The 25,246-nt window shown below is 64.6% G+C and carries 25 protein-coding genes; 4 read left to right on the top strand and 21 right to left on the bottom strand.

Annotation, left to right across the window (positions count from 1 at the left end):
• Positions 1 to 103: 103 nt before the first annotated feature.
• The 7 genes from ACQCST_RS08585 to ACQCST_RS08555 all read right to left on the bottom strand — a co-directional run bounded on the left by ACQCST_RS08585 (position 104) and on the right by ACQCST_RS08555 (position 8,197).
• Positions 104 to 598 carry a CinA family protein gene (locus ACQCST_RS08585; protein WP_426998842.1) on the bottom strand — a complete coding sequence of 165 codons (495 nt, stop codon included), beginning with the start codon at positions 596 to 598 and terminating at the stop codon, positions 104 to 106.
• Positions 595 to 1,251 carry a CDP-diacylglycerol--glycerol-3-phosphate 3-phosphatidyltransferase gene (gene pgsA / locus ACQCST_RS08580; protein ID WP_426998841.1) on the bottom strand — a complete coding sequence of 219 codons (657 nt, stop codon included), beginning with the start codon at positions 1,249 to 1,251 and terminating at the stop codon, positions 595 to 597. The genes ACQCST_RS08585 and pgsA overlap by 4 nt, the downstream gene beginning before the upstream one ends.
• 9 nt (positions 1,252 to 1,260) lie before the next feature.
• Positions 1,261 to 4,164: a DNA translocase FtsK gene (locus ACQCST_RS08575; RefSeq protein WP_426998840.1), complete on the bottom strand. Its 2,904-nt coding sequence runs from the start codon at positions 4,162 to 4,164 to the stop codon at positions 1,261 to 1,263.
• Positions 4,165 to 4,256: 92 nt separating this feature from the next.
• Positions 4,257 to 5,948 (bottom strand): ribonuclease J, encoded by a 1,692-nt coding sequence (locus ACQCST_RS08570; protein WP_426998839.1) that lies wholly within the window; start codon positions 5,946 to 5,948, stop codon positions 4,257 to 4,259.
• 41 nt (positions 5,949 to 5,989) lie between these two features.
• Positions 5,990 to 6,898: a 4-hydroxy-tetrahydrodipicolinate synthase gene (gene dapA, locus ACQCST_RS08565; RefSeq protein WP_426998838.1), complete on the bottom strand. Its 909-nt coding sequence runs from the start codon at positions 6,896 to 6,898 to the stop codon at positions 5,990 to 5,992.
• A gap of 79 nt (positions 6,899 to 6,977) precedes the next feature.
• The gene (locus ACQCST_RS08560) at positions 6,978 to 7,736 is read right to left on the bottom strand and encodes a carbon-nitrogen hydrolase family protein (protein WP_426998837.1); all 759 of its coding nucleotides are present in this window, start codon (positions 7,734 to 7,736) and stop codon (positions 6,978 to 6,980) included.
• Positions 7,737 to 7,801: 65 nt separating this feature from the next.
• The gene (locus tag ACQCST_RS08555; protein WP_426998836.1) at positions 7,802 to 8,197 is read right to left on the bottom strand and encodes a hypothetical protein; all 396 of its coding nucleotides are present in this window, start codon (positions 8,195 to 8,197) and stop codon (positions 7,802 to 7,804) included.
• Positions 8,198 to 8,279: 82 nt separating this feature from the next.
• Here ACQCST_RS08555 and ACQCST_RS08550 point away from each other — a divergent pair, with 82 nt between their 5' ends.
• Positions 8,280 to 9,512 carry a heparan-alpha-glucosaminide N-acetyltransferase domain-containing protein gene (locus tag ACQCST_RS08550; RefSeq protein ID WP_426998835.1) on the top strand — a complete coding sequence of 411 codons (1,233 nt, stop codon included), beginning with the start codon at positions 8,280 to 8,282 and terminating at the stop codon, positions 9,510 to 9,512.
• An 18-nt stretch (positions 9,513 to 9,530) separates the two neighbouring features.
• Here ACQCST_RS08550 and ACQCST_RS08545 read toward each other — a convergent pair whose 3' ends face one another.
• The 9 genes from ACQCST_RS08545 to ACQCST_RS08505 all read right to left on the bottom strand — a co-directional run bounded on the left by ACQCST_RS08545 (position 9,531) and on the right by ACQCST_RS08505 (position 17,169).
• A complete protein-coding gene (locus tag ACQCST_RS08545) occupies positions 9,531 to 10,037 on the bottom strand; it encodes a hypothetical protein (protein WP_426998834.1) in 507 nt (168 codons plus the stop codon).
• Between the two features lie 5 nt (positions 10,038 to 10,042).
• Entirely contained in the window at positions 10,043 to 10,801 is a 759-nt protein-coding gene (dapB, locus tag ACQCST_RS08540) for a 4-hydroxy-tetrahydrodipicolinate reductase (protein ID WP_426998833.1), read from the bottom strand.
• Positions 10,802 to 10,888: 87 nt separating this feature from the next.
• Positions 10,889 to 11,359 (bottom strand): molybdenum cofactor biosynthesis protein MoaE, encoded by a 471-nt coding sequence (locus tag ACQCST_RS08535; protein ID WP_426998832.1) that lies wholly within the window; start codon positions 11,357 to 11,359, stop codon positions 10,889 to 10,891.
• On the bottom strand, positions 11,349 to 11,873 hold the full coding sequence (locus ACQCST_RS08530) for a MogA/MoaB family molybdenum cofactor biosynthesis protein (protein WP_426998831.1): 525 nt from the start codon (positions 11,871 to 11,873) through the stop codon (positions 11,349 to 11,351). The genes ACQCST_RS08535 and ACQCST_RS08530 overlap by 11 nt, the downstream gene beginning before the upstream one ends.
• The gene (moaC, locus tag ACQCST_RS08525; RefSeq protein WP_426998830.1) at positions 11,870 to 12,364 is read right to left on the bottom strand and encodes a cyclic pyranopterin monophosphate synthase MoaC; all 495 of its coding nucleotides are present in this window, start codon (positions 12,362 to 12,364) and stop codon (positions 11,870 to 11,872) included. The genes ACQCST_RS08530 and moaC overlap by 4 nt, the downstream gene beginning before the upstream one ends.
• The gene (locus ACQCST_RS08520; RefSeq protein ID WP_426998829.1) at positions 12,352 to 13,557 is read right to left on the bottom strand and encodes a molybdopterin molybdotransferase MoeA; all 1,206 of its coding nucleotides are present in this window, start codon (positions 13,555 to 13,557) and stop codon (positions 12,352 to 12,354) included. Before ACQCST_RS08520 ends, moaC begins: the two co-directional genes overlap by 13 nt.
• A gap of 22 nt (positions 13,558 to 13,579) precedes the next feature.
• Entirely contained in the window at positions 13,580 to 15,055 is a 1,476-nt protein-coding gene (locus ACQCST_RS08515) for a molybdopterin-dependent oxidoreductase (RefSeq protein ID WP_426999124.1), read from the bottom strand.
• A gap of 109 nt (positions 15,056 to 15,164) precedes the next feature.
• Entirely contained in the window at positions 15,165 to 16,406 is a 1,242-nt protein-coding gene (locus ACQCST_RS08510; protein WP_426998828.1) for a sensor histidine kinase, read from the bottom strand.
• On the bottom strand, positions 16,399 to 17,169 hold the full coding sequence (locus ACQCST_RS08505) for a response regulator transcription factor (RefSeq protein ID WP_426998827.1): 771 nt from the start codon (positions 17,167 to 17,169) through the stop codon (positions 16,399 to 16,401). The genes ACQCST_RS08510 and ACQCST_RS08505 overlap by 8 nt, the downstream gene beginning before the upstream one ends.
• Before the next feature lie 131 nt (positions 17,170 to 17,300).
• On the opposite strand from ACQCST_RS08505, the gene moaA reads away from it, so the two are divergent.
• On the top strand, positions 17,301 to 18,443 hold the full coding sequence (moaA, locus tag ACQCST_RS08500) for a GTP 3',8-cyclase MoaA (RefSeq protein WP_426998826.1): 1,143 nt from the start codon (positions 17,301 to 17,303) through the stop codon (positions 18,441 to 18,443).
• A gap of 4 nt (positions 18,444 to 18,447) precedes the next feature.
• Positions 18,448 to 18,714, top strand: coding sequence for a MoaD/ThiS family protein (locus tag ACQCST_RS08495; RefSeq protein WP_426998825.1), 267 nt, complete (start codon positions 18,448 to 18,450; stop codon positions 18,712 to 18,714).
• A 97-nt stretch (positions 18,715 to 18,811) separates the two neighbouring features.
• Here the strand turns inward: ACQCST_RS08495 and ACQCST_RS08490 are convergent, their stop codons facing one another.
• Positions 18,812 to 19,834 carry a helix-turn-helix transcriptional regulator gene (locus ACQCST_RS08490; protein ID WP_426998824.1) on the bottom strand — a complete coding sequence of 341 codons (1,023 nt, stop codon included), beginning with the start codon at positions 19,832 to 19,834 and terminating at the stop codon, positions 18,812 to 18,814.
• A 104-nt stretch (positions 19,835 to 19,938) separates the two neighbouring features.
• On the opposite strand from ACQCST_RS08490, the gene ACQCST_RS08485 reads away from it, so the two are divergent.
• Complete coding sequence (locus ACQCST_RS08485) at positions 19,939 to 20,220, top strand: hypothetical protein (protein ID WP_426998823.1); 282 nt, start codon at positions 19,939 to 19,941, stop codon at positions 20,218 to 20,220.
• Between the two features lie 85 nt (positions 20,221 to 20,305).
• Here ACQCST_RS08485 and ACQCST_RS08480 read toward each other — a convergent pair whose 3' ends face one another.
• The 4 genes from ACQCST_RS08480 to rpsO form a co-directional block, all read right to left on the bottom strand.
• Entirely contained in the window at positions 20,306 to 20,767 is a 462-nt protein-coding gene (locus tag ACQCST_RS08480; RefSeq protein WP_426998822.1) for a DUF1579 family protein, read from the bottom strand.
• A 69-nt stretch (positions 20,768 to 20,836) separates the two neighbouring features.
• Positions 20,837 to 22,180, bottom strand: a complete 1,344-nt coding sequence (locus ACQCST_RS08475) for a M16 family metallopeptidase (RefSeq protein WP_426998821.1) — start codon at positions 22,178 to 22,180, stop codon at positions 20,837 to 20,839.
• 117 nt (positions 22,181 to 22,297) lie between these two features.
• A complete protein-coding gene (locus ACQCST_RS08470) occupies positions 22,298 to 24,562 on the bottom strand; it encodes a polyribonucleotide nucleotidyltransferase (RefSeq protein WP_426999123.1) in 2,265 nt (754 codons plus the stop codon).
• Between the two features lie 246 nt (positions 24,563 to 24,808).
• Positions 24,809 to 25,078 carry a 30S ribosomal protein S15 gene (gene rpsO, locus ACQCST_RS08465; RefSeq protein ID WP_426998820.1) on the bottom strand — a complete coding sequence of 90 codons (270 nt, stop codon included), beginning with the start codon at positions 25,076 to 25,078 and terminating at the stop codon, positions 24,809 to 24,811.
• Between the last annotated feature and the right edge of the window lie 168 nt (positions 25,079 to 25,246).

Below are 25,246 nucleotides of genomic sequence, written 5' to 3'. Positions count from 1 at the left end.
CGCTCAGGCGAACCATGATGTTTTATTCATCCTAGGCGCCTCCGTGATCCGGTGGCGACACAATGTAACAACTATCGGGAACCGGGATTTGTTCCCGGCGGCCTTACGCCCGATAGCCCGCAGAAGATAGTGCCTGGAGTAGCCGCTCCAGGGCCGCGGCACAGGATAGTGCGCGGATCTCAGCCCGGCTTCCCTCGAAGCTATACGGAAACGACGACGATCCTTCAGCAGTTGCGATGCCGATGAACACGGTCCCGACCGCCTTGCCGCTGTGTTCCTCCGGCCCGGCCACACCCGTCGCAGACACAGCGATATCTGAACCGCACACCCTGCGGGCACCGGCGGCCATCGCTTCCGCGACCCCGCCGTCAACGGAGCCGACAGCGTCCAGCAGCTCCCGGGGCACTCCGAGGATGTCTGCCTTGACCGAGTTCTGGTAGGACACCACTCCGCCCTGCAACATTCCGGATGCGCCGGGGGTGTCGGCCAACATGGCGGTCACCATGCCGGCGGTCAGCGACTCTGCCGTGGCCACGGTCCATCCCCGTTCCACAGCGCTGTTTACCGTTTCCCGGGCAATACGGTGCAGATTTGTCATGGCTTCTCCTGTACTTCGGGGCGCTGTGTTTCCTTCTGACGGGCGCGCTGGCCCTGGGAGCGGAGCTTGAGTGCTTCCACTACATATTCCGCGCCGGTCCACACCGTGATCATGACCGCGACCAGCATGACCGCAAGGGCAACCCCTTCGAGCCATGGTGCGATGACGCCCAAGGGCAGCAGGTAGAGGAAGATGGCAGCAGTCTGGACCGCAGTCTTGAGCTTCCCGCCGCGGGAGGCAGGAATCACGCCATAGCGGATCACGAAGAAGCGAAGTGCCGTGACCCCCCATTCGCGGACCAGAATCACCACAGTGATCCACCAGGGCAGCTCGTTGAGGACGGAAAGCATTACCAGCGCCGAACCTATCAGCAGCTTGTCGGCAATGGGATCAGCGATTTTCCCGAAATCAGTGATGAGGCCCCTGCTGCGGGCGATGTCGCCGTCGAGCTTGTCGGTGTAGATCGCGACGGCGAACACCACCACGGCCACCCACCGCCAGATCCCGGACTCGCTCCTCAGACCCGGCGCGTCGGCGACCAGGAACCAGACGAAGAATGGCACCAATGCAATGCGGAGCATGGTGAGGATATTTGGAAGATTCCATATCCCCGAACTGCTGGAGCCGGCCGCGGATGCTTCGGTGCTAGTCACCCTCCTAGGCTACCGCCCGGTGAGTGACCACGCGTCCTCGGAACCGTTGTCGTCTTCTCCGGGCAACCCGGCGGAGCCGTCTGCGCCGTCGTAATACTCCACGGCTTTGCTGCGGTTCTCCAGATCCGCGGCCACGAGGTCTTCCGCGTAACCACCCTGGGCGATATTCGAATTCGCGTTGTCGCTAAGGGCTGCTGTCTGCGAATCGGGGGTGACAGGCGCGTCCTGGCCCTTCATTGCCGCAAGCACCGATGCCAGATCATCCGGTTTGACCAGGACATCACGAGCCTTGGAACCCTCAGACGGTCCCACTACCCCCCTGGACTCAAGCAGGTCCATCAGGCGGCCGGCCTTGGCGAAGCCCACCCGTAGCTTGCGCTGCAGCATGGAGGTGGAACCGAACTGCGTAGTCACGACCAGCTCCGTGGCCTGCAGCAGGACCTCGAGATCATCCCCGATGTCGTCATCGATCTGTTTCTTGGGCACCTCGACGGCGACATCGTGGCGGTAGTCGACCTTAAGCTGGCCCTTGACGTGCTCCACCACCTTGTGGATTTCCGATTCAGTCACCCAGGCACCCTGCACGCGCATGGCCTTGGAAGCCCCCATGGGCAGGAACAGGGCGTCGCCCTGGCCGATGAGCTTTTCGGCGCCCGGCTGGTCGAGCACCACCCGGGAGTCGGTGACCGAGGACGTGGCGAACGCCATCCGGGAGGGCACATTGGCCTTGATCAGGCCTGTGACAACATCCACGGAAGGCCGCTGAGTGGCCAGCACCAAGTGGATGCCGGCGGCGCGGGCCAGCTGGGTGATACGGACGATTGAGTCCTCAACGTCCCGCGGCGCAACCATCATGAGGTCTGCCAGCTCGTCCACAATCACCAGGAGATACGGGTACGGGCGGATGACGCGCTTGGAATCCACCGGCGGGTGAACCTTGCCGGCGCGCACAGCCTTGTTGAAGTCATCGATGTGTTTGAAACCGTAATTGGCGAGGTCATCGTAGCGGGCGTCCATTTCGCGGACCACCCACTGAAGGGCCTCGGCGGCCTTCTTGGGATTGGTGATGATGGGCGTAATCAGGTGCGGGACGCCTTCGTAGGCCGTCAATTCCACGCGCTTGGGGTCCACCATCACCATGCGGACCTCGTCCGGTGTGGCACGCATCAGGATGGACGTGATCATCGAGTTCACGAATGACGACTTACCGGCGCCGGTGGCGCCCGCCACCAGAAGGTGGGGCATCTTGGCCAGGTTCGCGACGACGTAGCCGCCCTCGACGTCCTTGCCCACGCCCATGACCATGGGGTGGTCCGTGCGGCGGGCATTCTGGCTGCGGAGGACATCGCCCAGGGAGACCGTTTCGCGGTCCGTGTTGGGAATCTCGATGCCGATAGCGGACTTGCCGGGGATAGGGCTCAGGATGCGCACGTCCGAGCTGGCCACGGCGTAGGAGATGTTCTTGGACAGGGCCGTCACGCGCTCAACTTTGGTGCCCGGTGACAGCTCGATTTCGTAGCGGGTCACGGTGGGGCCGCGGCTGAAGCCGGTGACCTGTGCATCAACGTTGAATTGGTTCAGGGTTTCCGTCAGGGACGCCACGATGGCGTCATTTGCTTCCGTGCGTTCCTTGGGAATGGACCCGGGAGTCAGGACATCCGACGGCGGAAGGGTATAGGTGACATCGCCTGCCAGCGAGAGCTGCTCCGTGCGCTGCGGAATCGGTGTGGGCAGCGGAGGCGGTGTGACGGGCCGCGCCGGGACCTGCGCCACAGTGACCGCCGCCGGGTTCAGGGAGCCCGCAGCCACCATCCCGGGGGTGACCAGCGGAATAGCCTCGGTAGCTCCTTCCAGAGCCTTGTTCGTCGAACCAAGCCCCTGGGCTGCTTTGATTTTTTCGACGGCGATCTCAGCCTTCGTGGGCCGGCGCACGCCCGGCGCAACCGAACGGGAATCCTTGGCGGATGCGTCGTCGTCGTCAACAACAGCGTGTTCGAAGGCCTCATCCCCTACATAGCCTTCCAGGCGGGAATCGGCGTCGTCGTCCTTGCCGAAGAAGCGCATGCGCTTCTTCTTTTTCGGTGCAGCCGGGGCAGAGTTCCCCTCCAGGTAGCTGCGGTCATGGCGGTCGCCGTCGTCGCCCGGCTCCTGGAGGTCAATGCCCATCAGATGGTCGTAGGCGCCGTGGAGGCGCCGTGGAATGGCGCCGAACGGAGTGGCCGTGACGATCAGCAGCGAAACAAACGCAAGCAGGCCGTACACCGCTACCGGGACGGCTGCATGGATAGCGGCAAGCGGGGAGGCGGCCAGGAAGCCAAGCATGCCGCCCGCCTGGCGCAAACCGTCAAAACCTTGCGCCACCGTGGGCTGTCCGCCCATGATGTGGGCCAGCCCGCAGCCGGCGAAGGTCATGACCAGGAAGCCGATGCCGATCCGGTTGTTTCCGCGGCCGTCAGCCGGCTGACGGAACAGGCGGAAGGCACAGACGAACAGCATCAGCGGCAACAGCAACGACATCCAGCCAAACGTGCCGTTGACAACAGAGAACACGGCGTCCGGGAACCAGCCCCGGAGCCCCCACCATGCAAACGTGGCGACAAAGACCCCCAGCGCCAGGTTGAACAGCGCCGCGCCGTCGCGACGCTCCGCGGGTGGGAGGTCGCTGACGTCATGCCCGATCCGCCGGACGCCTCCGCCCACCAGGTGGCCGATGCCCAGCCAGGCACCGGCCAGGACCCTCAAGGGCCAGGGCTGGCGAACCTCGACGGCCGCCAGCTGCCGCGTACGGGCCGTACCCGACGAGGCAGTGGACCGGCTCGATTTCGATGCTGCGGAGGTTGAGCCCCGGCCTCCGGAGCTTCCTGATTTACCGCTGGAGTTTCCTCTAGGCGCGGACGAAGTGCGTGTGGCCATACCCGCCACGGTACCCGAACAGTGCCGCAAATCCGCGGATTTCCGGGCAAACGGCGGCTGTGTTCATCCCCGTCGATCAGGCCGATGCCGTTTTAGGCCTCCAGAACCACCGGAATGATCATGGGCTTGCGGCGCAGCTTCCTGTTGACCCAGGTACCGGCCACGCGGCGGACAACCTGCTGCAGCTGGTGAGTGGTGTGGTCCGTGCGGTTGAGCACGGCTTCCTCAAGCGCGGCGTTGATCTTGGGGATTATTTCGTCGAAGACGGAATCATCCTCGGCAACACCCCGCGCGTGGATTTCAGGCCCGGAAACCACCTTGCCCGTGGTCCGGTTGATGACGGTGATGATGGAGATGAAGCCTTCATCGCCGAGGGTCTGGCGGTCCTTCAGATCGGCGTCGGTGATTTCCCCGACGCTGGATCCGTCGACGTACACGAACCCCACCTCTACCTGGCCCACGACGTCGGCCTGGTGGTCCCGGAGATCGATCACGGTGCCGTTGTCCGCGAGCACAATGTTCTCGTCAGGAACGCCGGACTCCAGGGCGATCTTGCCGTTGGCGATGAGGTGCCGGGTCTCGCCATGCACCGGCATGGCGTTGATCGGCTCAAGAATGTTGTAGCAGTAGAGCAGCTCACCGGCAGCAGCATGGCCGGAAACGTGGACTTTCGCGTTGCCCTTGTGGATCACGTCGGCTCCGAGCTTCAGCAGCCCGTTGATGATCCGGAACACGGCATTCTCATTGCCCGGGATCAGGCTGGAAGCGAGGATCACGGTATCGCCGTTGCCCACCACAACCCGGTGGTCACCATTGGCCATGCGGGACAGGGCGGCCATCGGCTCACCCTGCGAACCCGTGGACATCAGCACCACACGGTTGTCCGGCAGATTGTCGATGTTCTTGATGTCAACAAGAAGGCCATCGGGAACGTCCAGGTAGTCGAGCTTCGCGGCGATCGCCATGTTGCGGACCATGGAGCGGCCCACAAAGGCCACCTTGCGGTTGTGCTTGGCGGCCGCATCAAGGACCTGCTGGACACGATGGACGTGCGAGGAAAAGGACGCCACGATGATGCGCTTGGTGGCCTGGCCGAAAAGGCGGTCCAGCGTGGGCCCGATCTCCTTCTCCGCAGTGGTGAATCCGGGTACATCGGCATTTGTGGAATCCGACATAAAGAGGTCAACGCCCTCTTCGCCCAGCCGGGCGAAGTGACGGAGGTCGGTGATCCGGCCGTCCAGAGGCAGCTGGTCCATCTTGAAATCGCCGGTGTGGAGAACCGTGCCGGCAGCTGTACGGATAAAGACTGCGAGGGCATCGGGGATCGAGTGGTTGACGGCAACAAACTCGCATTCGAAGGGGCCGAACTTCTCGACCTGTCCTTCGACCACAGTGTGGGTGTACGGCTTGATCCGGTGTTCCTGCAGCTTCGCTTCAATCAGGGCAAGCGTCAGCTGCGAACCGATCAGCGGGATGTCGTTGCGCAGCCGCAGCAGGTACGGAACGGCCCCGATGTGGTCCTCGTGACCGTGAGTCAGGACGACGGCCACAATGTCGTCGAGCCGGTCCTCGATGTAGGAGAAATCGGGCAGGATCAAGTCCACACCGGGCTGGGTTTCCTCAGGGAAGAGGACACCGCAGTCGACGATGAGCAGTTTGCCGTCGATTTCGAAGACAGCCATGTTGCGGCCGATCTCCCCCAGCCCGCCCAGCGGAACAATCCGCAGGGTGCCCTGGGGCAGGCGTGGTGGCGTGACAAGGCCGGGAAGGGCTATTTGGGTCATAGTGCACTACTTTCCAGGCGGAAGGGTGCCGGTCTTTACACTCAGGAAAAGACCAGCCCTGCTTCCGCCAAATCCTCGCGGATGATTTCGATCTCGGCTTCGTCCGGCTCCACGAGGGGCAAACGGACAACCGAGTTGGACAGGACTCCCTGCCACTTAAGAACCTGCTTGGCAGCTACAGCACCCTGAATGTGGGTCATCACTGCACGGACCACGGGGTCCAGTTCGAAATGTATGGTGCGGGCGGTAGCAAAATCGCCTGCATGCGCGGCATCGATCATCGCACGGAATTGGCGGGTGGCCACGTGGGCGGACACGCTGACAAGCCCGACGGCGCCGGCAGCCATCCAGGGCAGAGTCAGCCCGTCGTCGCCCGAGTAGACATCGAGATCCGTGTTGGCCATGACCCTGGTGGTGGACGCAAAATCAGCCTTGGCATCCTTCAACGCGACAATCCGCGGGTGATCGGCGAGGCGGATCAGGGTCTCGGCGGTGATGGGGACGCCCGCGCGGGCGGGGATGTCGTAAATCATAACGGGCAGTTCGGCGGCGTCCGCGATCGCCTCCATGTGGGCCTGGATACCGGCTTGGCTGGGCTTGTTGTAGTACGGGGTAACCAGCAACTGGCCGTCCACGCCGGCTTTGGCTGCCCGTTTGGCCATCTCGATGGAATGCGAGGTGTGGTTGCTCCCAGTTCCTGCGATCACTTTGGCGCGGCCGCCCACGGCCTCAACCACAACGCGGAACAGCGTCTCTTTTTCGTCGTCTTCGAGCGTGGATGTTTCGCCCGTGGTGCCGGAAATAACCAGGCCGTCGCAGCCGTCGTCGACAAGCTTGCTGGCCAGCTCTGCGGACTTCTCGAAATCCACCTCACCGTCGACGGTGAAGGGGGTGACCATGGCGGTCACAAGAGTTCCAAAGGTGTACGCGCGAATGTCAGAGTCAGCCATATGAAAAACGTTACCCTGTCACCGGCATGTTAGGACAATGGCGGGGGCGTGATGATCGTCAAATTCAGCCGCTCCGGCGTCACGCTGCAGCGCCACGGAAGGGCAGCAGTGTGCTCCGCTGAAGCACCGAAGTCACCACTTCTGTGGACGCGCCGGCTGCCTGCCGTATGGCCAGGCCATCCGGACCCCAGAATCCGCTGAGTCCACACGATGCGCCCAGCGAAGTTTCACCGCCGAGATTGGCCAGAATTCCGAACATCCTGTTGTCCATGGTGCGTGCGCCAAGGTGAAGCGCCAGGCGCTGTTCCTCGTGCTCCGTGTACACGGCTGAAACCGCGTAGACGTCCGCGCCCAGCTCCGCCGCTGCCCCGGCGTGGGAAGGGACCGCGGCGTCGAAGCAGATGGCGAGTGCTATTTTCCAACCGTCCAGCTCCAGGATCGCTGCGCCGGTTCCCGGCGTGAAAATCGCCTGTTCGTCTCCGTGGAGGTGGGTTTTGGACGCAATATCCGTCTGACCATCCGGGTGCAGGACGACAGACGCGAGACGGCGCGTGCCGTCGGCATTATTGACTGCGGCCCCAACGACTGCGGTAATCCCGGAACGGCGGCAGATCTCACGTACGCTTTCCAGTCGATCATCTGCCGGTGCCAGCCAGTACACGGGATTCTGCAGGAGGGGAAGGTCGTAACCAGTAAGGGACAGCTCAGGGAAAATGACCAGCCTGGCTCCGTGGGAGTCTGCATCCTCGATCAGGCGCACATGCTCCTGGGCATTGGCCTCAATCCCACCCTCGAGGGCGCGGTATTGGACGGCGGAAACAGTCAGCACGGCAGTCACACCCCCATCCTAGGCAAAAAATTACGAGCGGCATCCCCGGCCCGGGCCCCGTCCCCTTCCCGGCCTCAGGAGCCGTGGCGGTGCAGACGGTCCGTGGACTCCGGTACAGCCCCCGCGGGATGCGAACCTGACGCACCGCAGTACCGGCTGAGCGCTCCCTCCCGCAGGGTCCCTGCCCAGGAAGCCAGCCGCTGTGCTGCCCTGACGTAGTGGAACAGCTCGGTGGGGGTGAGTGCCTCTAGATCCGTTTCGGCAAGCCGGCGTGCCAGTTCGGCCCCCGCCGGCTGTGCCGAAAGGGCAATTCCTTCGCGGCCCCACTGCACGTCCTCCGCGGACTCGCCTGCAATCAGCTGTCTGAAGAGAAAATCCACCACTCCGGGGCTCATCGCTTTCAGAAGCCCCGCCGTCCGGGGCATAGTGTCCGGGCAATCGGCCGGACCAGGCTCTGAAGAGTTGTTCATGCGGCAATATTATTCGAATATATATTCGAATACAAGAGATTCCCCTTCCAGCGTGGACACCCCGGTATGAGACGATCGGCTCATGACATCCCGCGGCACGGCTGCATCCCCGCGCATGGCGAAGAAGTCTGCTCCGGCGGCCCGCCTTTGCGGCATAGATGCGGCCCGCGGTCTTGCTTTGCTTGGCATGATGGCCACCCACCTGCTGCCCACCTTTGAATCAGATGCCAGACTCACACCCACGTGGATCGGGTTGACGTTTTCCGGACGTGCGGCGGCGCTGTTCGCAGTCCTGGCAGGTATCGGGCTGGCGCTCTCCACCGGCAGGCAGGCGCCACTTGAGGGGTCCTCCCTGTGGGCAGCCCGCCGCGGCATAGCGTTGCGCGCCCTGGTGATAGCAGCCGTCGGGCTGATGATCGGCGGCCTGGAAGTCAACGTGGCAGTCATCCTGGCCAACTACGCCGCGCTGTTCCTCTGCGTCCTGCCGTTCATTGGCCTGCGCCTCAAGCCGCTGTGCGCCTGGGCGGGCGGATGGATCCTGGGTTCCCCCGTCCTTGCCTACCTGCTGCGACCCTGGCTGATGGCTTCCGAACCTCCTCTTCATCTCGCCCACAACCCGGAGTGGGAGGACCTCGGCACTCCCGCACAGCTCCTCGGCGACATCTTTTTCACCGGGTACTATCCCGTGTTCCAATGGCTGTCCTACCTGCTGGTCGGGCTGGTGATCGGCCGGCTCGCGCTGACGACGGCGGTCCTGCCGGTGCTGCTGCTGGCCGGCGGTGCCGCTGTGGCTGTAATCGCAAAATTCCTCAGTACGGTGATGATGGACGGCTGGGGCGGCAAGGCCGCCCTCGAGGCAATGCTGGGCCCGGGCTATGCCCTTGACAGCCGGCTCCAGGTCAATCTCGCCGGGATACGGCAGGAGGGTTCATGGTGGTGGCTGGCCTCCAGCGCGCCGCACTCCGGTACAACGCTTGACCTGCTTCACACCTCCGCGGTGGCCGCCGCCGTTGTGGGTGCCTGCCTGCTGCTCGGCCGGCTCGGCGAGTGGCTCAACCTAAATTTGCTGCTTCCGCTGCGTGGATCCGGGGCCATGACGCTCACGCTCTACACCGCCCATGTGTGCGTGGTGGCGTTGTTATACCGGAAGCCCTTGCCGCAAGGCTGGACGGAAGAAGGTATGTACTCTGCGCACGCCGCCACGGCAATCGTCATCGGGCTGATTTTTGTGCTCCTGAAATGGCGTGGCCCGCTTGAATGGCTGGGGCATGCAGCCAGCCAGTTGGGAAAGTACCGGTCTTCCCGTGTCTCCTGACGGGCAGGGACGTACAGATCACGCTGCGGTGCGCCCTGCGCCAGGGACTGCAGCCGATCCGGCCCGGAAGAGTTTCACGGCATCACGCATCGATGACCGGGCCCGTTTGCGGTCGCCGGCTGCGTCATAGGCACAGCTCAGCCGGAACCAGGAACGCCAGTCCGCCGGTGCGGCATCGGCTTCCTCCCGGTAGACCTCAAACTCCTTGTCCGCAGCTTCGCGGATGATCCTGCCAGCAGGCGTACGCGGAAGATTGTCCACCGGCAGACCACCTTCGGCTTCAAGGATCCTGGCCATCTGCTCAGTGCGGGCGCCGAACATCAGTTCGTGGATCATTGCCCAGGCACCGATGACCGGAAGCACCAGATAGGCCGCACCAATGGCTTTGGCCACAGGATTGGGGTCAACGAGCAACAGCACCGAACGCTGGAAGGAAACCACGAGGTAGAACACCAGCAGGAGCGTCACGGCGCCTACCCAGATCTTGGTGCGGTTCTTCTTCAGAGTGGCAAAAAAGCTCCCCATCGCGGTCAGAGCCCCAGATCCAGGTAGCCGTCCAGGCCAACAGTGAGCCCCGGATGTGCCGCAACGCCGCGGATGCCGAGCAGTACCCCAGGCATAAACGAGGCACGGTCAAAGGAATCATGCCGGAGGGTGAGCTGCTCCCCCGGCCCGCCGAGCAGTACCTCCTGGTGCGCCACGAGACCCCGGAGCCGCACGCTGTGGACCCGGACTCCGTCGACGTCGCAGCCTCGGGCACCAGCCCGTTCGCTGCTGGTGGCGTCCGGGCTGGCGGGGACACCGGCCCCGGAACGCTCGGCGGCAATCAGCTGCGCTGTGCGCACCGCGGTGCCGGAGGGCGCGTCTACCTTGTCCGGGTGGTGCAGCTCGATGATTTCCACGGACTCGAAGTATTTGGAGGCCTTGGCGGCGAATGCCGAAGCCAGCACCGATCCCAGCGCAAAGTTGGGTGCAACAAGGACTCCGATGGGCGGGTGGCCAGCCAGCAGTGTCTCCAGCGCCGACAACCGTCCGGCGTCCCAGCCGGTGGTGCCCACCACGACATGCATGCCGTTTTCGACGGCGAAGCGGACGTTTGCTTCCGTGCTTTCGGGAACAGTGAGGTCAACAACGCACTCCGCACCCGATGCGAGCAGGGCCTCCAGAGAATCACCGCGCCCGAGTGCTGCCACGAGCTTCATATCAGCGGCGGCTTCAACGGCCTTGACGGCCTCGGCGCCCATGCGCCCGTTTGCGCCCAGGACGGCGACTGCAAGTTGTTCGATCATGGCGTTAACCCTACCGCCGGGGCGGTGGCGGCACGGAACCGGCAGGCATGCGTTGCCTCACCCCCGGCACCCGGAGGACTCGCGGAGCTATGCCCCGGCGCCGACCCATTCGACGGTCCCGTCAGCAAAGAACTGCTCCTTCCAGATGGGAACCTCGGCCTTGATCCGGTCCACCAGCTCGGAACAGACGGCGAAGGCCTGCCCACGGTGGGCCGCGGACACCGCACAGACCAGGGCGGGGTCTCCGATCTCCAGCGTGCCCACCCGGTGAGCCACCCAGATGCGGACAGGCGGCACGGCGGAGCCACCAGCGTGCCCGCTGCTGTGCTCGGCGACTAGCTTCGCCACGACGTCGGTCATCATCTGGTGGGCGGTAGGGTGCGCGCTGTAGCTGAGCCGCTGAACGGCCTTGCCGCCGTCGTGGTTCCTGACCACCCCGCTGAAGCTGACAACGGCGCCGGCGGTGTCCGACTCAACCGCCGCGATGGCCTGGTCCACGCTGATGGGCTCCGCGCTCAGCACGGCGCTCACCACCTCGAAGGATGATTCAGTGCCCATGGCCGCCCTCCAGCTGATCGCAGAGATGTCCGATGACAGGGTCCAGGACAGACAGCCCGTCCATGACCCCTTTGGGTGAGCCGGGGAGGTTGATGACAAACGTAGTGCCAGCGGCCCCGGCATGACCGCGGCTCAACATGGCCAGGGGTGTCTTCGCGGTTCCGGCCGCCCTGATGCCCTCCATGATGCCCGGGATTTCCCGGTCAAGCAGGGGCAGCGTCATCTCGGGAGTCCGGTCATCCGGGCTCAGCCCGGTGCCGCCACTGGTAATCACGACGGCGGGATGCTGGGTCAGCAGCGCCCGGAGAGCGGCGCCCACGGGCTCGCCGTCCGGCACCACCATGGCCGGAAACGGTTCGAAGCCGTGTTCCGTGAGCCAGTCCATGATGACGGGCCCGGTCTCGTCCCGGTACAAGCCCGCGGCGGCACGGGTGGACGCTATGACAACCCCGGCCTTCCGCCCCTGGGCTTCTCCGTGGCGGTGTGGCTCTGCGTTGCCTGATGGGTTGCTCATAGTGTCCAGTCCCCGCTCTTGCCGCCGCTTTTGGCCAGCACTTTGATGTCTGTCAGGACGGCGTGTTTGTCCACGGCCTTGATCATGTCGTAAACGCTCAGCGCTGCCACGGAAACCGCCGTCAGTGCTTCCATCTCCACGCCCGTGACGCCCCGGGTCTTGACGGTGGCAAGGATGGAGACCGAATCCGCGGCCAGTTCGAAGTCCACCGTCACCTTGGACAGTGGCAGCGGGTGGCATAGCGGGATGAGCTCGGGAGTTTTCTTGGCGGCCATGATGCCGGCCACGCGGGCCACTGCCAGCGCATCGCCCTTGGGCAACCCGCCGGATCCCAGCAGCCGCAGCACTTCTGCCGTGCTGCGGACAGTAGCGGTGGCTGTAGCCTCGCGGGTGGTTTCGGACTTGGCGGAAACGTCTACCATCTGTGCGGTGCCGTCGCGGCGCAGATGGGTCAGCGCTGCCGGGTTCTGTTCTGAATTCACAGCATCCATACTTCCACCTCCGAGCCCTCAGCGAGTTCCGAAACTCCTTCCGGCACATGGACCAGGGCATTGGAGCTGGCGAGGGCATGGACCAGATGGGAACTGTCGCCGCCTTCCAGCCGGACCAGTCCGCCGGGCAGGAGCGTGCCGCGCCGGACCTGGTGCTTGCCTTCCGGGGACACCAGCGACGCTGCCAGCCGCGCCCTGACCACAGGCCTGGGGGCCGGTGCGCCGAACAGCCCGGCCAGGACCGGGCGGAGGAACATCTCAAACGAGACGAGGCAACTGACCGGGTTGCCCGGGAACCCAAGGAACGGTACGCCGTCGAAGGTACCGATCCCCTGCGGTCCGCCAGGCTGCATGGCAACATGCAGGAATTCGACGTCCTGTCCGTCCATGGCCTGCCGGACAACCTCATACGCACCTTTGCTGACACCGCCGGTGGTGACAATCAGGTCAGCGGCTGTTGAGTGGTGTCGTAGCACAGCGCGGAGCTGCTCCGGGCTGTCCGTGGAGATTCCTGCGCGGATGACGCAGACGCCGGCCTGACGCATGGCAGCTTCCAGGAGCGTCCCGTTGGAATCGTAGATCTTGCCCGCGGGCAGCGGCTGGCCGGGCTCCACCACCTCGTCACCGGTAGTTACCAGCAGGACGGCGGGCGGCCGATAAACGTTGACCTCGCAGATCCCCAAAGCGGCCAGCAGCCCCAATTGTCCGGGGCCGAGGAACGTTCCGGCCGCCAGGGCGGGCTGCCCCGCAGCGACATCGCTGCCTGCATTCCGGACAAATGTGCCGGCGGCCGCAGGAGGAAGCCGGACCATCGCCTGCCCGCCGGGGACCGGAAAAGAGTCCGGCACGGCGCGTTCTATGGGCACGACGGCGTCCGCACCGGAGGGCATCATGGCTCCCGTCATGATGGGGGCAGCGGTGCCGGGTTCCAGCGCCGCCGGAATGGCTCCCGCCGGAACCGGGGCGACGACCCTGAGCTCCGCGCCCGATTCCGGCACGTCAGCACTGCGGATGGCAAAGCCGTCCATTTGGGAGTTGCTGAACGGCGGCAGGCTCAGCGGCGCGGTGATGCCCTGCGCCAGGCCCCGGCCCAGGGCATCAAGCAATGCCAGACGCTCGGTGCGCCCGCCATTTCCGAGCGGTGCCAGCAGCTGCCGGACCGCCTCACGGTGCGTTGCGACGGTTCGGTGCATGGGTTCACTTTCTGCTGGGCGGCTAGGACTTCACGTCCACTCTAATGGTGTGAAAGCCGGTAGCACCGTCCGGGGCCACCGGCTTCCTCTCCTCGAGCTGTGGCTTCCCCGTGTCATCCGTGGCACGGACCTGGATCTCGTGCTGCCCGGCCGTGAGCTCCATTCCCAGTTTCCACTGGTACCAGGTGTCCCGGGATATTCCGGCGGCCAGGACGGCTTCCTGCCAGGCGCCGCGGTTGACCCGCAGCTCCACCTTCGCCACACCGGTGTGCTGTGCCCAGGCCACGCCGCCGAACATCACGGTTCCGGCGGGCACGCTGTGCCCCGCCCGTGGCACGTCAATGCGCGATGACGTTTTGATGGGTCCGTGATCAGTCCAGCCGCGTGGCGTCCAGTAGGCGACGTCGTCCGCGAACCGGGTGACCTTGAGTTCCGTGAGCCATTTCGTGGCAGAGACGTAACCGTACAGCCCCGGAACGATCATCCTGACCGGGAAACCATGTTCCAGCGGCAGCGGTTCGCCGTTCATGCCCACCGCCAGCAGCGCGTCACGGCTGTCCGTGAGAACCTCCAGCGGTGTGCTCGCGGTCCAGCCATCGGAGCTCCTGGACAACACCATGTCCGCGCCGGGCCTCGGTCCGGCCATTGCCAGCAGCTCACGGACCGGCCAGCCAAGCCACAGCGCGTTGCCTATCAGGTCACCGCCCACTTCATTCGAAACACACGCGATGGTCACGTGACGCTCAGTCATGGGTTTGGCAAGCAACGCGGCGAAGTCGAGCTCAATCTCCCGGTTCACCATGCCGGTCACCTTGAGGACCCAGTTCTGCGGGTCTATCAGCGGGACGGACAGTGCGGTGTCGATCCGGTAGAACCCGGGATTCGGTGTGACCAACGGTTCCATGCCGGACAGGCCATTTTCTGCCCCGGCCGGAACGGCTTGCGCCGGCGTCTGCCCTGCCGGCAGCCGAAGCTTACCTCTGACCTCGCTAATGCCGGCGGCCGCACCGCGCAGCGCCGATGCCGCCAGGCCCGCCACGGCGGCGACTACGGCGCCTCCTGCCAACAACTGCAGAAAACTGCGGCGGGCAGTCAACGACGAGTCCCCCGCCACCCGCCAGGCATCCAGCCTGGTGATCAGCCACCGCAGCATGGCTATTCCCGCCACGGCAGCCACCAGCGGAACGGCTACGGCATTGGGCGTCACCTGTGCCCTGGTGAGTACGGCCACCAGACCCACGCATCCGAACACGGCAACCACCGCAACGCCGGCCAAGCGCCGCCGCGATTCAAGGACGCCGGCCAGCGCGGCCAGGACTGCGATGACCAGCACCATGCCAGCCAGCAGGGCCGCCTTGTCGCCCGTTCCGAACAGCGAGATGGCCCACTCCTTAACAACGCCCGGGACAGCGTCGATGACCGCCCCGCCCACGGCGGTCAGGGGTGAGACCGACGGACTCACCAGTCCTGCCGCCAGTTCACCGAGAACAACAGCCATGCCGACGGCGACAATGCCGGCCGCGGCGGACCACCGGGCTGTCGGGATTGTCCCGTTACGGCCCCCGTGGCTCTCCCCGCCGGCATCGGAAACCGGCAGGATCTCCTGATCATGCGTCATGGTCTGCTCCCAAACTGCTGTTGCTGTTCCGGATGTTCGGATCCCGGCCCGTCCTGGCTCTGTTCACGCCGGCGACCGGGGCGTCCACGTCTCCCGGAAGCCGCAGCGCAAAGCGGCAGCCGCCGTCGACGTTTTCCACTGTGACGTTGCCGCCGTGGGCGCGGACAATCCCGGCCACCATGCTCAGTCCGACGCCGGCGCCGCTGTATCGCGCGGAATCGGGTTCCGTTCCTTCCATTGACCGGCTCCGGCTGCGTGAAGGATTCTTTTGCCAGCCTGTCTCGAAAACGTGGGGGAGGTCTTCGCTCGCGATTCCACCGCAGCCGTCCGTCACTGCCACCAATGCGTGGGCGCCGTCGCGTCCCACCTCCACGTTGACGCTGGATCCCGGGTGGCTGTAGAGAATGGCGTTCAGCAGCACGTTTCGGACGGCCCGGCCCATGGACGGACCGTCGGCGAGGGCCAGGCACTCACGGTCACCGCCGCCGTCGAGGGTGATCCGCCGCCGGGCCGCCAGCGGCGCGAGGTCCGCAATGGCATCACTGGCAAGGTCATAGAGGTCCAACGGCTCCGAGGTGAGGCGCAGGGTGCCGGCCTGGATTTTTGACAGCTCCAGCAGGTCGTTGACCATCACTGCCATCTGGTCGGTCTGGGTGATGATTTTGCGGTGGTAGCCGGATACGTCACTGGCCATGCCGTCCTCGAGCGCCTCGGCCATGGCACGCATACTGGCCAGCGGGGTGCGGAGATCGTGGGAAATCCATGAGACGAGTTCCCTGCGTGACTTTTCGACGGCGGCCTCCCGCTGCCGCGACTCCTCGAGTTTGCGGCTGCTCAGTTCCAGTTCACCCGCCAGCGCCGTAAGTTCCGAACCCATCACCGGTACCGGAAGACCGGGGCTTTCTCCGCGGCCGATGCTGCGGGCTGCCACTGACAACGCCTGGGCATTACGGGAGACACGCGCCCCCAGCACCAGGGAGATACCCACCGCAACGGCCGAGGCGACCGCCAGGATATACCACATGGCTTCCAGATCCCGGGCAGAAATGAACATCGCGTTGAAGGCACTGACCATGCCTGCCGTCAGCACGGCAACTGTCGCCAGCACAACCACGCAGATCTGCACGGCAAAGGAGGTCCGGCGCAGTAACCGCAGGACCAGCAGTGACACCGCGCCGATCAGCACTGCCCACAACAGGGCCCAGCCGACGATGGTGAACAGCTCAGACATCTGCATCTGTGGCCTCGCCAACCGGGGCGGTCCCGGCAATTTCCGGCGGTGCGTCCAGGCGGTATCCCACGCCCCAGACGGTCTTCAGCAGCAGAGGCCTGGTGGCGTCCTCCTCGATCTTTTCACGCAGCCGACGGACGTGGACGGTCACGGTGGACAGGTCACCGAAGTCCCAGCCCCACACCGCCCTGATCAGGTCCTCGCGACTGAACGCCTGGTTGGGCCTGCGGAGCAGGAAGGCCAGCAGATCGAATTCACGGACCGTCAGGGACAATGGCCGGCCGTGATGGGTCACCGTGCGTGCTGCCGGGTTGAGGCTGAAGCCGGCAAGCTCCACTGCCGGCTCCGGGGCGAACTCCTGGACGCTCCGGCGCAGCACGGACTTCACCCGAAGCACCAGCTCCCGTGGCGAGAACGGTTTGGTGATGTAGTCATCCGCCCCGACTTCCAGGCCCAGGATCCGGTCGTCCTCGGTGCCCAGGGCCGTGAGCATGATGACCGGCACGCTCATGGTCTCCCGGAGCCGGCGGCAGACCTCCACGCCGTCGAGGCCGGGCAGCATCCGGTCCAGGACGATCAGGTCCGGCTGCCTTGTGGAAGCCAGGTGGAGCGCCGTGAACCCGTCCTGGGCGAGGTCCACCTGGAAGCCCGCCTCCAGCAGATAGTCCCGGACGACGTCTGCGATGGTCTGCTCATCTTCCACGAGCAGAATCCGCCGGTTGCCGATCTCCGTGTGGGCCTGCTGCGGCTGAGTGGTGTTCACCTCTCCAGCATAGGTTCGCAGCCGGGACCTGGCACGGGTTACGGGCACCTCTGAATGATCCGTACGTATTCCGTAAGGACCTTGGGAGTCACGGGCGTGAACGTTGCGTCAAGGTGGCGTAGCCTGAGTTCATGAGTGTTCCGCTTGGCATGCCCCAGCCCCGTGAGGCCGGCGGTTCCGGTTCGGCAGTTCAGGTCCCGCCGTCAGCGGATCCTGCGCGTCCTTCCGCTATGCCGGCTGGCCTGTTTGACCGGTATGGGCGCCGCGCCACGGACATGCGCCTTTCGCTGACGGACAAATGCAATCTGCGCTGCACGTACTGTATGCCGGCCGAGGGACTGGAGTGGCTGGCCAAACAGGCGGTGATGACTGCCGAGGAAATCGTCCGGATCGTGCGGATCGGAGTTGATCTGCTGGGCGTCCGGGAGCTGCGGCTGACGGGCGGGGAACCGTTGGTCCGCGCCGACCTCATCGACATCATTGCCGCTCTCCGCCAGGCACACCCCGAGCTGCCGATATCCATGACCACCAACGGCGTGGGCCTGGATAAGAAAGCTGCCGCTCTCAAAACCGCCGGTCTTTCGCGCATCAACGTATCGCTGGACTCCCTGCACGAGGAAACGTTCGCACAACTGACCCGCCGCCCGTTCCTGGACAGGGTGCTCGCCGGGGTTGACGCTGCCTGGGCTGCCGGCCTGGGCCCGGTCAAGCTCAACGCCGTACTGATGCGCGGGATTAACGACGCAGAGTCCCCCGCGCTGCTGGCGTGGGCCCTGGACCGCCGCTACGAGCTCCGCTTCATTGAACAGATGCCGCTGGATGCCGATCACGGCTGGACCCGGCAGAACATGATCACGGCAGCGGAAATCCGTGAACTGCTGTCGGCCGACTATGTTCTCAGCCCCGATTCGCGCGCCCGGGACGGAGCCCCCGCAGAGCGTTTTGAAGTACGACGCCGGGTGGCTGGTTCCGCTGATGCGTCCGGTCCTGTGCTTGGTACCGTGGGCATCATCGCCTCGGTGACCGAGCCGTTCTGTTCGGATTGCCGCCGGACCCGGATCACAGCCGAGGGTAAGATCATGAGTTGCCTTTTCTCCCGCGAGGAGTTCGATCTGCTGGGTATGCTCCGCGACGGGGCCAGCGATGAACAGCTTGCCGGTCGGTGGCAGGATGCCATGTGGGTCAAGCCCAAGGCCCATGGAATGGATCATGTCGGACTCGGTGCCGCTGACTTCGTCCAGCCAGACCGCAGCATGAGCGCTATCGGAGGCTGAACCGTTGATCGTACGTTACTTCGCTGCCGCACGCGCTGCGGCAGGGGTGGACGAGGAGCGCTTCGTTCTTCCTGCCGGGGCCACCGTTGAAGCGCTGCTCGCGGCAGTGCTTGCCGTCGAACGTCCGGAACCGCCGGCCGGGACACCGCCACTGGCCCGCATCCTGTCGCGGAGCAGCTTCCTGCTCAACGAGGTTGCCGTGCGCGACCGTTCCACGATGCCGGAGGCCGACGATGTGATGGACGTGCTGCCTCCGTTCGCAGGCGGATAAGGCCGCCGAAGCCATCCCGCAAGCCCGTGGCTCTCTCACCTTTGGTCGCTATTTGCCGTGTTTGGGGACCAATAGTGAGAGAGCAACGGAGAGTGGATCATGGCAGGAACGCGGCGTCGTCCCGTGCATTTCCGCCTAATGCCAGGGCCAACACACCAGAACGGCTGTGGACCCCGGTTTTGACGAAGATTGACTTGAAATGATCCTGAGCCGTGTAACCGGCAATCCCCATGCGTCGTGCAAGCGGCTCGTTCTCCAGTCCCGCGGCAAGCAATGCAAGTGCCTGGCGCTCTCTTGCTGTGAGCCCGTACGAGCGAACGAAAACGCCCAGCCGGGCAGCCGGAAGGCATTCCTGGATGGTGACGGCCACGGGCGGCGAGGCCACCGGCGTGCCCGAGCTGTCCGGTGAGTCCATCCGGGCAGCCCGCAGCGCCGCCCACTGGCCACCGCCGATGTGCACCCGCGCCGCGGCGGCATGCACATCCACCCGGTATTCCTTGGCAAGCAGCTGGCCCACCACGTTGTACACCTCGGCGGGTATCGCCGAGTTGGGACCGGGCGAACGCTGAAGCAGTCCCAACCATTGCCCGGCAGAGGTCGTCTGCCCCAGGACGTGCATGTCTTCGTCCATCACCAGCACGGCCTGCGGCGGGGGCGGAGGCGTGTGCCGTTCATCGTCATAGGAGCGGAACTGGGCGGCGCGGCTGCGCCGGAACCCTGTGGTGATGGCGGGTGCCAGCGCGGCAAGAAACCCGGTCTCGGCTTCGCTGAACGGTGGATCGTCACTTCCCCGCCACAGGTCCAGCCATGACCAGATCCCGTACTGGTCCGCGTACACCACGGAAACGATGTCGCCCACGCCATAGCTGCGCAACATGCCCTCCAACGGGCCGCTCCGCGACGAGGGCCCACCAGTGGCACCGGCCAGCGTCGCCACTGGTGACGGAGCCGCGGATAGCGCGGTCCATCTGTTCACCGGACTCGTGTACTTGGCTTTGATCAGTTGCGGCAGCCGTGCGGCCACGCCCTCCGGGATCTGGGCCATCGGGGAGACGCCCGTCGCCGTCTCCGGATCCGACAGCGGCCAGGCATAGGCGCTGAAGCCCAGAGTCCGGCGCATTTCCGCCAGGGCCCCGGCTGACTGGAGTACCCCAGAAATCTGGGATACATCGGGCGGCCTGGACGACCTACTCTGGGGACACAGACGCGCAGAAAGGCACCATCATGTTCACCCTTCAAATTGAACACGGCATCAAGGACTTCGGAATGTGGAAGTCAGCCTTTGACCGGGACCCGGTAGGCCGGGCCGCTTCGGGAGTTGTGGCGCACCGGATCAGCCGGCCGCTCGACGGTTCCCCGTACCTCTACATCGAACTGGATTTCGAAACTCAAGCTCAGGCGGCCGCGTTGCTGGCCAATCTGCAGGAGCGGGTCTGGAAGTCTCCGGCCAGCTCCCCGGCCCTGGTCGGAGCGCCGCAAACCCGGATTGTCCAGTCCGCCTACTAAAGTCAAACCCGGCCGTTGCTCTATCACTTATGGTTGCCATTAGCCGCATTTGGAGACCAAAAGTGATAGAGCAACGGTGGGTGGTCTACACCCGGGTGCAGACGGACGTCATGAAGGGGCTGAAATCCGGCGCGTCCCCCAGGCGGAGTTCGGCACGGTGCGTCAGCACGCCGTCGTCCACCCGGAAGGTGTGGCGGGCGGTGACGCGGTTGCTCCGGCGCTCCACCGTGAGCATTCCGTCGCGCCAGGTTCCGCGGGCTGGTGCCTCAGGCGGCAGCCCCAGGCTGTCCACGTAATACCAGAGGACTTCCTGATGATCGGGATCCACGGTGAACACCCCGTGACCCTCGAAGTGGGTGCCGTCAGCTTCCGTGTGCCGGTAGCTTTGCACCAGGGCAAATCCCCCGGCGGCACGGGTGTAGGTCACGTCCGCGGCGGCTGTCCGGGCCGGACCCCGCACAGACGCTGCCAGCTCCGTGGTCCCGTGCCATTGGCCGATGAATCCCCCCAGCGCCTCATGAGCGCTGCCTGGTTGCGCACTGTCCATGGTTCCTCCAGAGTGGCCCTGATTTCATCATCTTGCCGCAGGCCGCCCATGTCCAGTGGATAGCCGCCCTCAGAGCCCGAAGGTTTCGGTCTCTTCGAAAGGGCCTACAACGGTGACAGTCCTCGGCGCGGCGGCGAGTTCGCGGGCAAGATCCTGGACTTGGGCGGCCGTCACGGCCTTGATCAGGCGAAGGGTCTCGTCGATGTCCTGGTACTCGCCGGACACCAGCTCGGCACGCCCCAGCCGGGACATCCGGGAGCCGGTGTCCTCCAGCGCCAGCACGATGCCGCCGCAGAGCTGGCCAACCGCCTTGCGGAGTTCGTCGTCGGAGATACCGCCTTCCGCCAGCTTGTCCAGTTCCGCGCCGAGCAGATCCAGCACCTGCCTGACCTTGGACGGCGTGCAGCCGGCATACATGCCGAAGTACCCGGCATCGGCGTACGAGGACGCGAAAGAATATGTGGAGTAGACGAGTCCGCGCTTTTCCCGGACTTCCTGGAAGAGACGGGAAGACATTCCGCCGCCAAGCACTGCGTTGAGCACGCTCATGACAAAGCGGCGCTCATCCGTGGCCACGATCGTGGGGCAACCCATGATGATGTTGGCCTGCTCCACCGGACGCTTGACGACGTGCAGCCCGGCCGTGCCCGTGATGTCCGCACGCACCGTGGACCGACGGTCCACTGGAGCCGCTTCGGGCTCGAGCGCCCAGCCGGCAGCGTGCAAGGCGTCAACCACGAGGCCGCACACGACGTCGTGCTCCAGCCCGCCTGCCGCTGTGATGACCAGTTCGTCCGGACGGTAGTAGCGGCGGTAGTGCTCCCACACGGAATCACGGGCCACCGCCCTGATGGCGTCCGGAGTGCCACCGATGGGGCGGCCCAGCGGATGTGTTCCCAACACTGCTGCGACAAAGTTCTCGTGGGCAACGTCGGTGGGGTCATCGCTGTCCATGGCGATTTCCTCAAGAATGACGTCGCGTTCCTGCTCCATCTCCGCCGGATCCAGCACGGCGCCGGTGATCATGTCAGCGATGACGTCAATGGCCATGGGCAGGTCCGTGTCCAGGACCCTGGCAAAGTAGCAGGTGCTCTCCTTTGCCGTGGCCGCGTTTGATTCTCCGCCCACCTCGTCAAAAGCGGAGGCAATCTCCAAAGCCGTGCGCCGCTTGGTGCCTTTGAAGAGAAGATGCTCAAGGAAGTGCGTTGAACCATGCTGACCTGCAGCCTCATCCCGGGATCCGACCCCCACCCAGAAACCGATGGTTGCTGAGCGCTGGCCCGGCATCGCCTCGGTCAGCACCCGTACTCCGCCGGGAAGCACCGACCGCCGGACCACGGATCCTCCGTCGGCTCCATGGATCAGCGTGTCTCCGGGCTGGTTCTGCTCAAGCGGCAGGGGTACAACAGTCATCAAGGCCTTTCAGGGTGTGCGGGTGCCGGATCTGGCTGTAATCGTAACAGCGGCGGGGCCGGTGGATCATCCACCGGCCCCGCCGCTTTCTTGCTTTAGTGCTGGTTTCTCCGGTTACTAGGAGATGTCAGCGCCCTCGGCAGGAGCCGAAGCGTGAACGTGCTCGGTCTCGTCGCCGGCACCTTCCTCTTCAGCCACCACAGGAGACAGGGACAGCTTTCCACGGTCGTCGATCTTGGTGATCTCAACCTGGATCTTCTGGCCCACGGAGACCACGTCATCAACGTTGTCCACGCGCTTGCCCTGGGCCAGCTTGCGCAGCTCGGAGATGTGTAGCAGGCCGTCCTTGCCCGGGGTCAGGGAGATGAACGCACCGAAGGTGGTGGTCTTGACAACCGTGCCCAGGTAGCGCTCGCCGATCTCCGGAATCTGCGGGTTGGCGATGGCGTTGATCGCGGAGCGTGCTGCGTCTGCAGACGGTCCGTTGGTGGCGCCGATGTAGACAGTGCCGTCATCTTCAATGGAGATGTCCGCGCCGGTGTCTTCCTGGATCTGGTTGATCATTTTGCCCTTCGGCCCAATGACCTCGCCGATCTTGTCAACCGGGATCTTGACCGCGATGACGCGCGGCGCGAACTCCGAGAGCTCGTCCGGGGTGTCGATCGCGGAGTTGAGGACGTCAAGGATGTGAAGACGGGCTTCGCGGGCCTGCTTCAGCGCTGCCGCCAGAACGGAGGCCGGGATGCCGTCGAGCTTGGTGTCCAGCTGGATGGCCGTGACGAACTCGGAGGTACCGGCAACCTTGAAGTCCATGTCGCCGAAGGCATCTTCGGCGCCAAGGATGTCCGTGAGGGCTGCGTAGCGGGTCTGGCCGTCGACCTGGTCGGAAACCAGGCCCATGGCGATACCTGCGACGGCGGCCTTCAGCGGCACACCTGCATTGAGCAGGGACAGCGTGGAGGCGCAGACGGAACCCATCGACGTCGAACCGTTGGAGCTGAGAGCCTCAGACACCTGGCGGATGGCGTAGGGGAATTCCTCGCGGGAAGGCAGCACGGGCATGATGGCGCGCTCTGCGAGGGCACCATGGCCGATTTCGCGGCGCTTCGGGGAACCGACGCGTCCGGTCTCGCCTGTGGAGTACGGCGGGAAGTTGTAGTTGTGCATGTAGCGCTTGCGCGTTACCGGAGACAGCGAGTCGATCTGCTGTTCCATCTTGAGCATGTTCAGCGTGGTGACACCCATGATCTGGGTTTCGCCGCGCTCGAAGATGGCCGAACCGTGAACGCGGGGCAGAACCTCAACCTCGGCGGTGAGCTGGCGGATGTCCGTCAGGCCGCGGCCGTCGATGCGGATCTGGTCCTTCAGGATGCGCTGGCGCACAACCTGCTTGGTGACCGAGCGGAATGCTGCGGACAGCTCCTTCTCGCGGCCTTCGAACTGGCCAGCCAGCGAAGAGGTGACTTCGTCCTTGAGTTCGTCGGAAGCGACGTCGCGTTCCTGCTTGTCAGCGATCTGGAAGACAGCAGCCAGCTTGTCGGCAGCGGCGGCCTCAACAGCAGCGAAGACGTCGTCCTGGTAATCAAGGAAGACCGGGAATTCAACGGTGGGCTTGGCGGCGCGTGCAGCCAGGTCAGCCTGTGCTTCGCACAGAGCCTTGATGAACGGCTTGGCAGCCTCGAGGCCTTCGGAAACAACCTCTTCTGTGGGGGCGGGGGCGCCCTGTTCCTTGATGAGGTTCCAGGAGTTGTCCGTAGCTTCGGCCTCAACCATCATGATGGCAACATCGTCACCGGCAACACGGCCGGCAACCACCATGTTGAACACGGCGTTCTCAAGCTGCGAGTGCTTCGGGAACGCAACCCACTGCGAGCCGTGCTCGTCGGCGATCAGTGCAACGCGGACGCCGCCGATCGGGCCGGAGAACGGAAGGCCGGAAAGCTGGGTGGACATCGAGGAAGCGTTGATGGCAACCACGTCGTAGAGCTCGTCCGGGTTGATCGCCAGGACGGTGACGACGATCTGGACCTCGTTGCGCAGGCCCTTGACGAAGGCCGGACGCAGCGGGCGGTCCATCAGGCGGCAGGCCAGGATGGCTTCCGTGGACGGACGGCCTTCGCGGCGGAAGAAGCTGCCCGGGATGCGGCCCGCGGCGTACATACGCTCTTCGACGTCGACGGTCAGCGGGAAGAAGTCGAAGCCTTCGCGAGGGTGCTTGCCGGCTGTGGTTGCGGAGAGCAGCGCGGTGTCTTCGTCGATGTACACCATGGCTGCGCCGGCTGCCTGCTTGGCGAGGCGGCCTGTTTCGAAGCGGATTACACGCTTGCCAAAGCGGCCATTGTCAATGACGGCTTCTGAGAACTGGATTTCGGGACCCTCCAAGAGAGTCACCTCCGTTTCTTGATTTACGGAAGTCCAGCCGCATCAACCCAGTCCAGCATCTGTTTGGCTGGCCTGTACGACACCCGGTCATCGATCGAGACCCACGGGCCGCGCTTCACTCGTTGAAGCCGCTCCCGGGGATCACTACCGAGGACCGCGAATGCGCGATGCGGTTGATCCTCCTGTTTAGTTATTCTGAACAGGGCGGTCCGGCCCGGAATGGAACGGACCGCCCCTGATGCCTGACTAGCGGCGCAGGCCGAGGCGCTCGATGAGCGCACGGTAGCGTGCAATGTCAGTGTTCTTGAGATAGGTGAGCATACGCTTGCGACGGCCGACCATAGCCAGCAGACCGCGCTGGGTGTGGTAATCGTGCTTGTGTACCTTCATGTGCTCAGTCAGATCCTTGATCCGCTGAGTCAGGACTGCAACCTGGACCTCCGGTGAACCGGTGTCGGCCTCGGACGTTGCGAAATCCTTGATGATGGACTGCTTTACAGCGGCGTCAAGTGCCACAATAACTCCTAGAGATGTGCCGTGAGGCCCGAGTCAGTAACTCACTGCCGGGTATGCCGGAGGCGGTCAGCCCGGAAAAATCCAGGAATTCCACCGCACAACAAGAGCCAGCCGCCACGGACTGCAGCCGGATCCAACGTTTAGTTTACCGGTCTTGCTGCAATCTTG

It is taken from the genome of Pseudarthrobacter sp. N5 (assembly GCF_050157035.1).
Lineage (GTDB): Bacteria > Actinomycetota > Actinomycetes > Actinomycetales > Micrococcaceae > Arthrobacter.
This window is presented reverse-complemented; position numbering and strand designations above follow the sequence as displayed.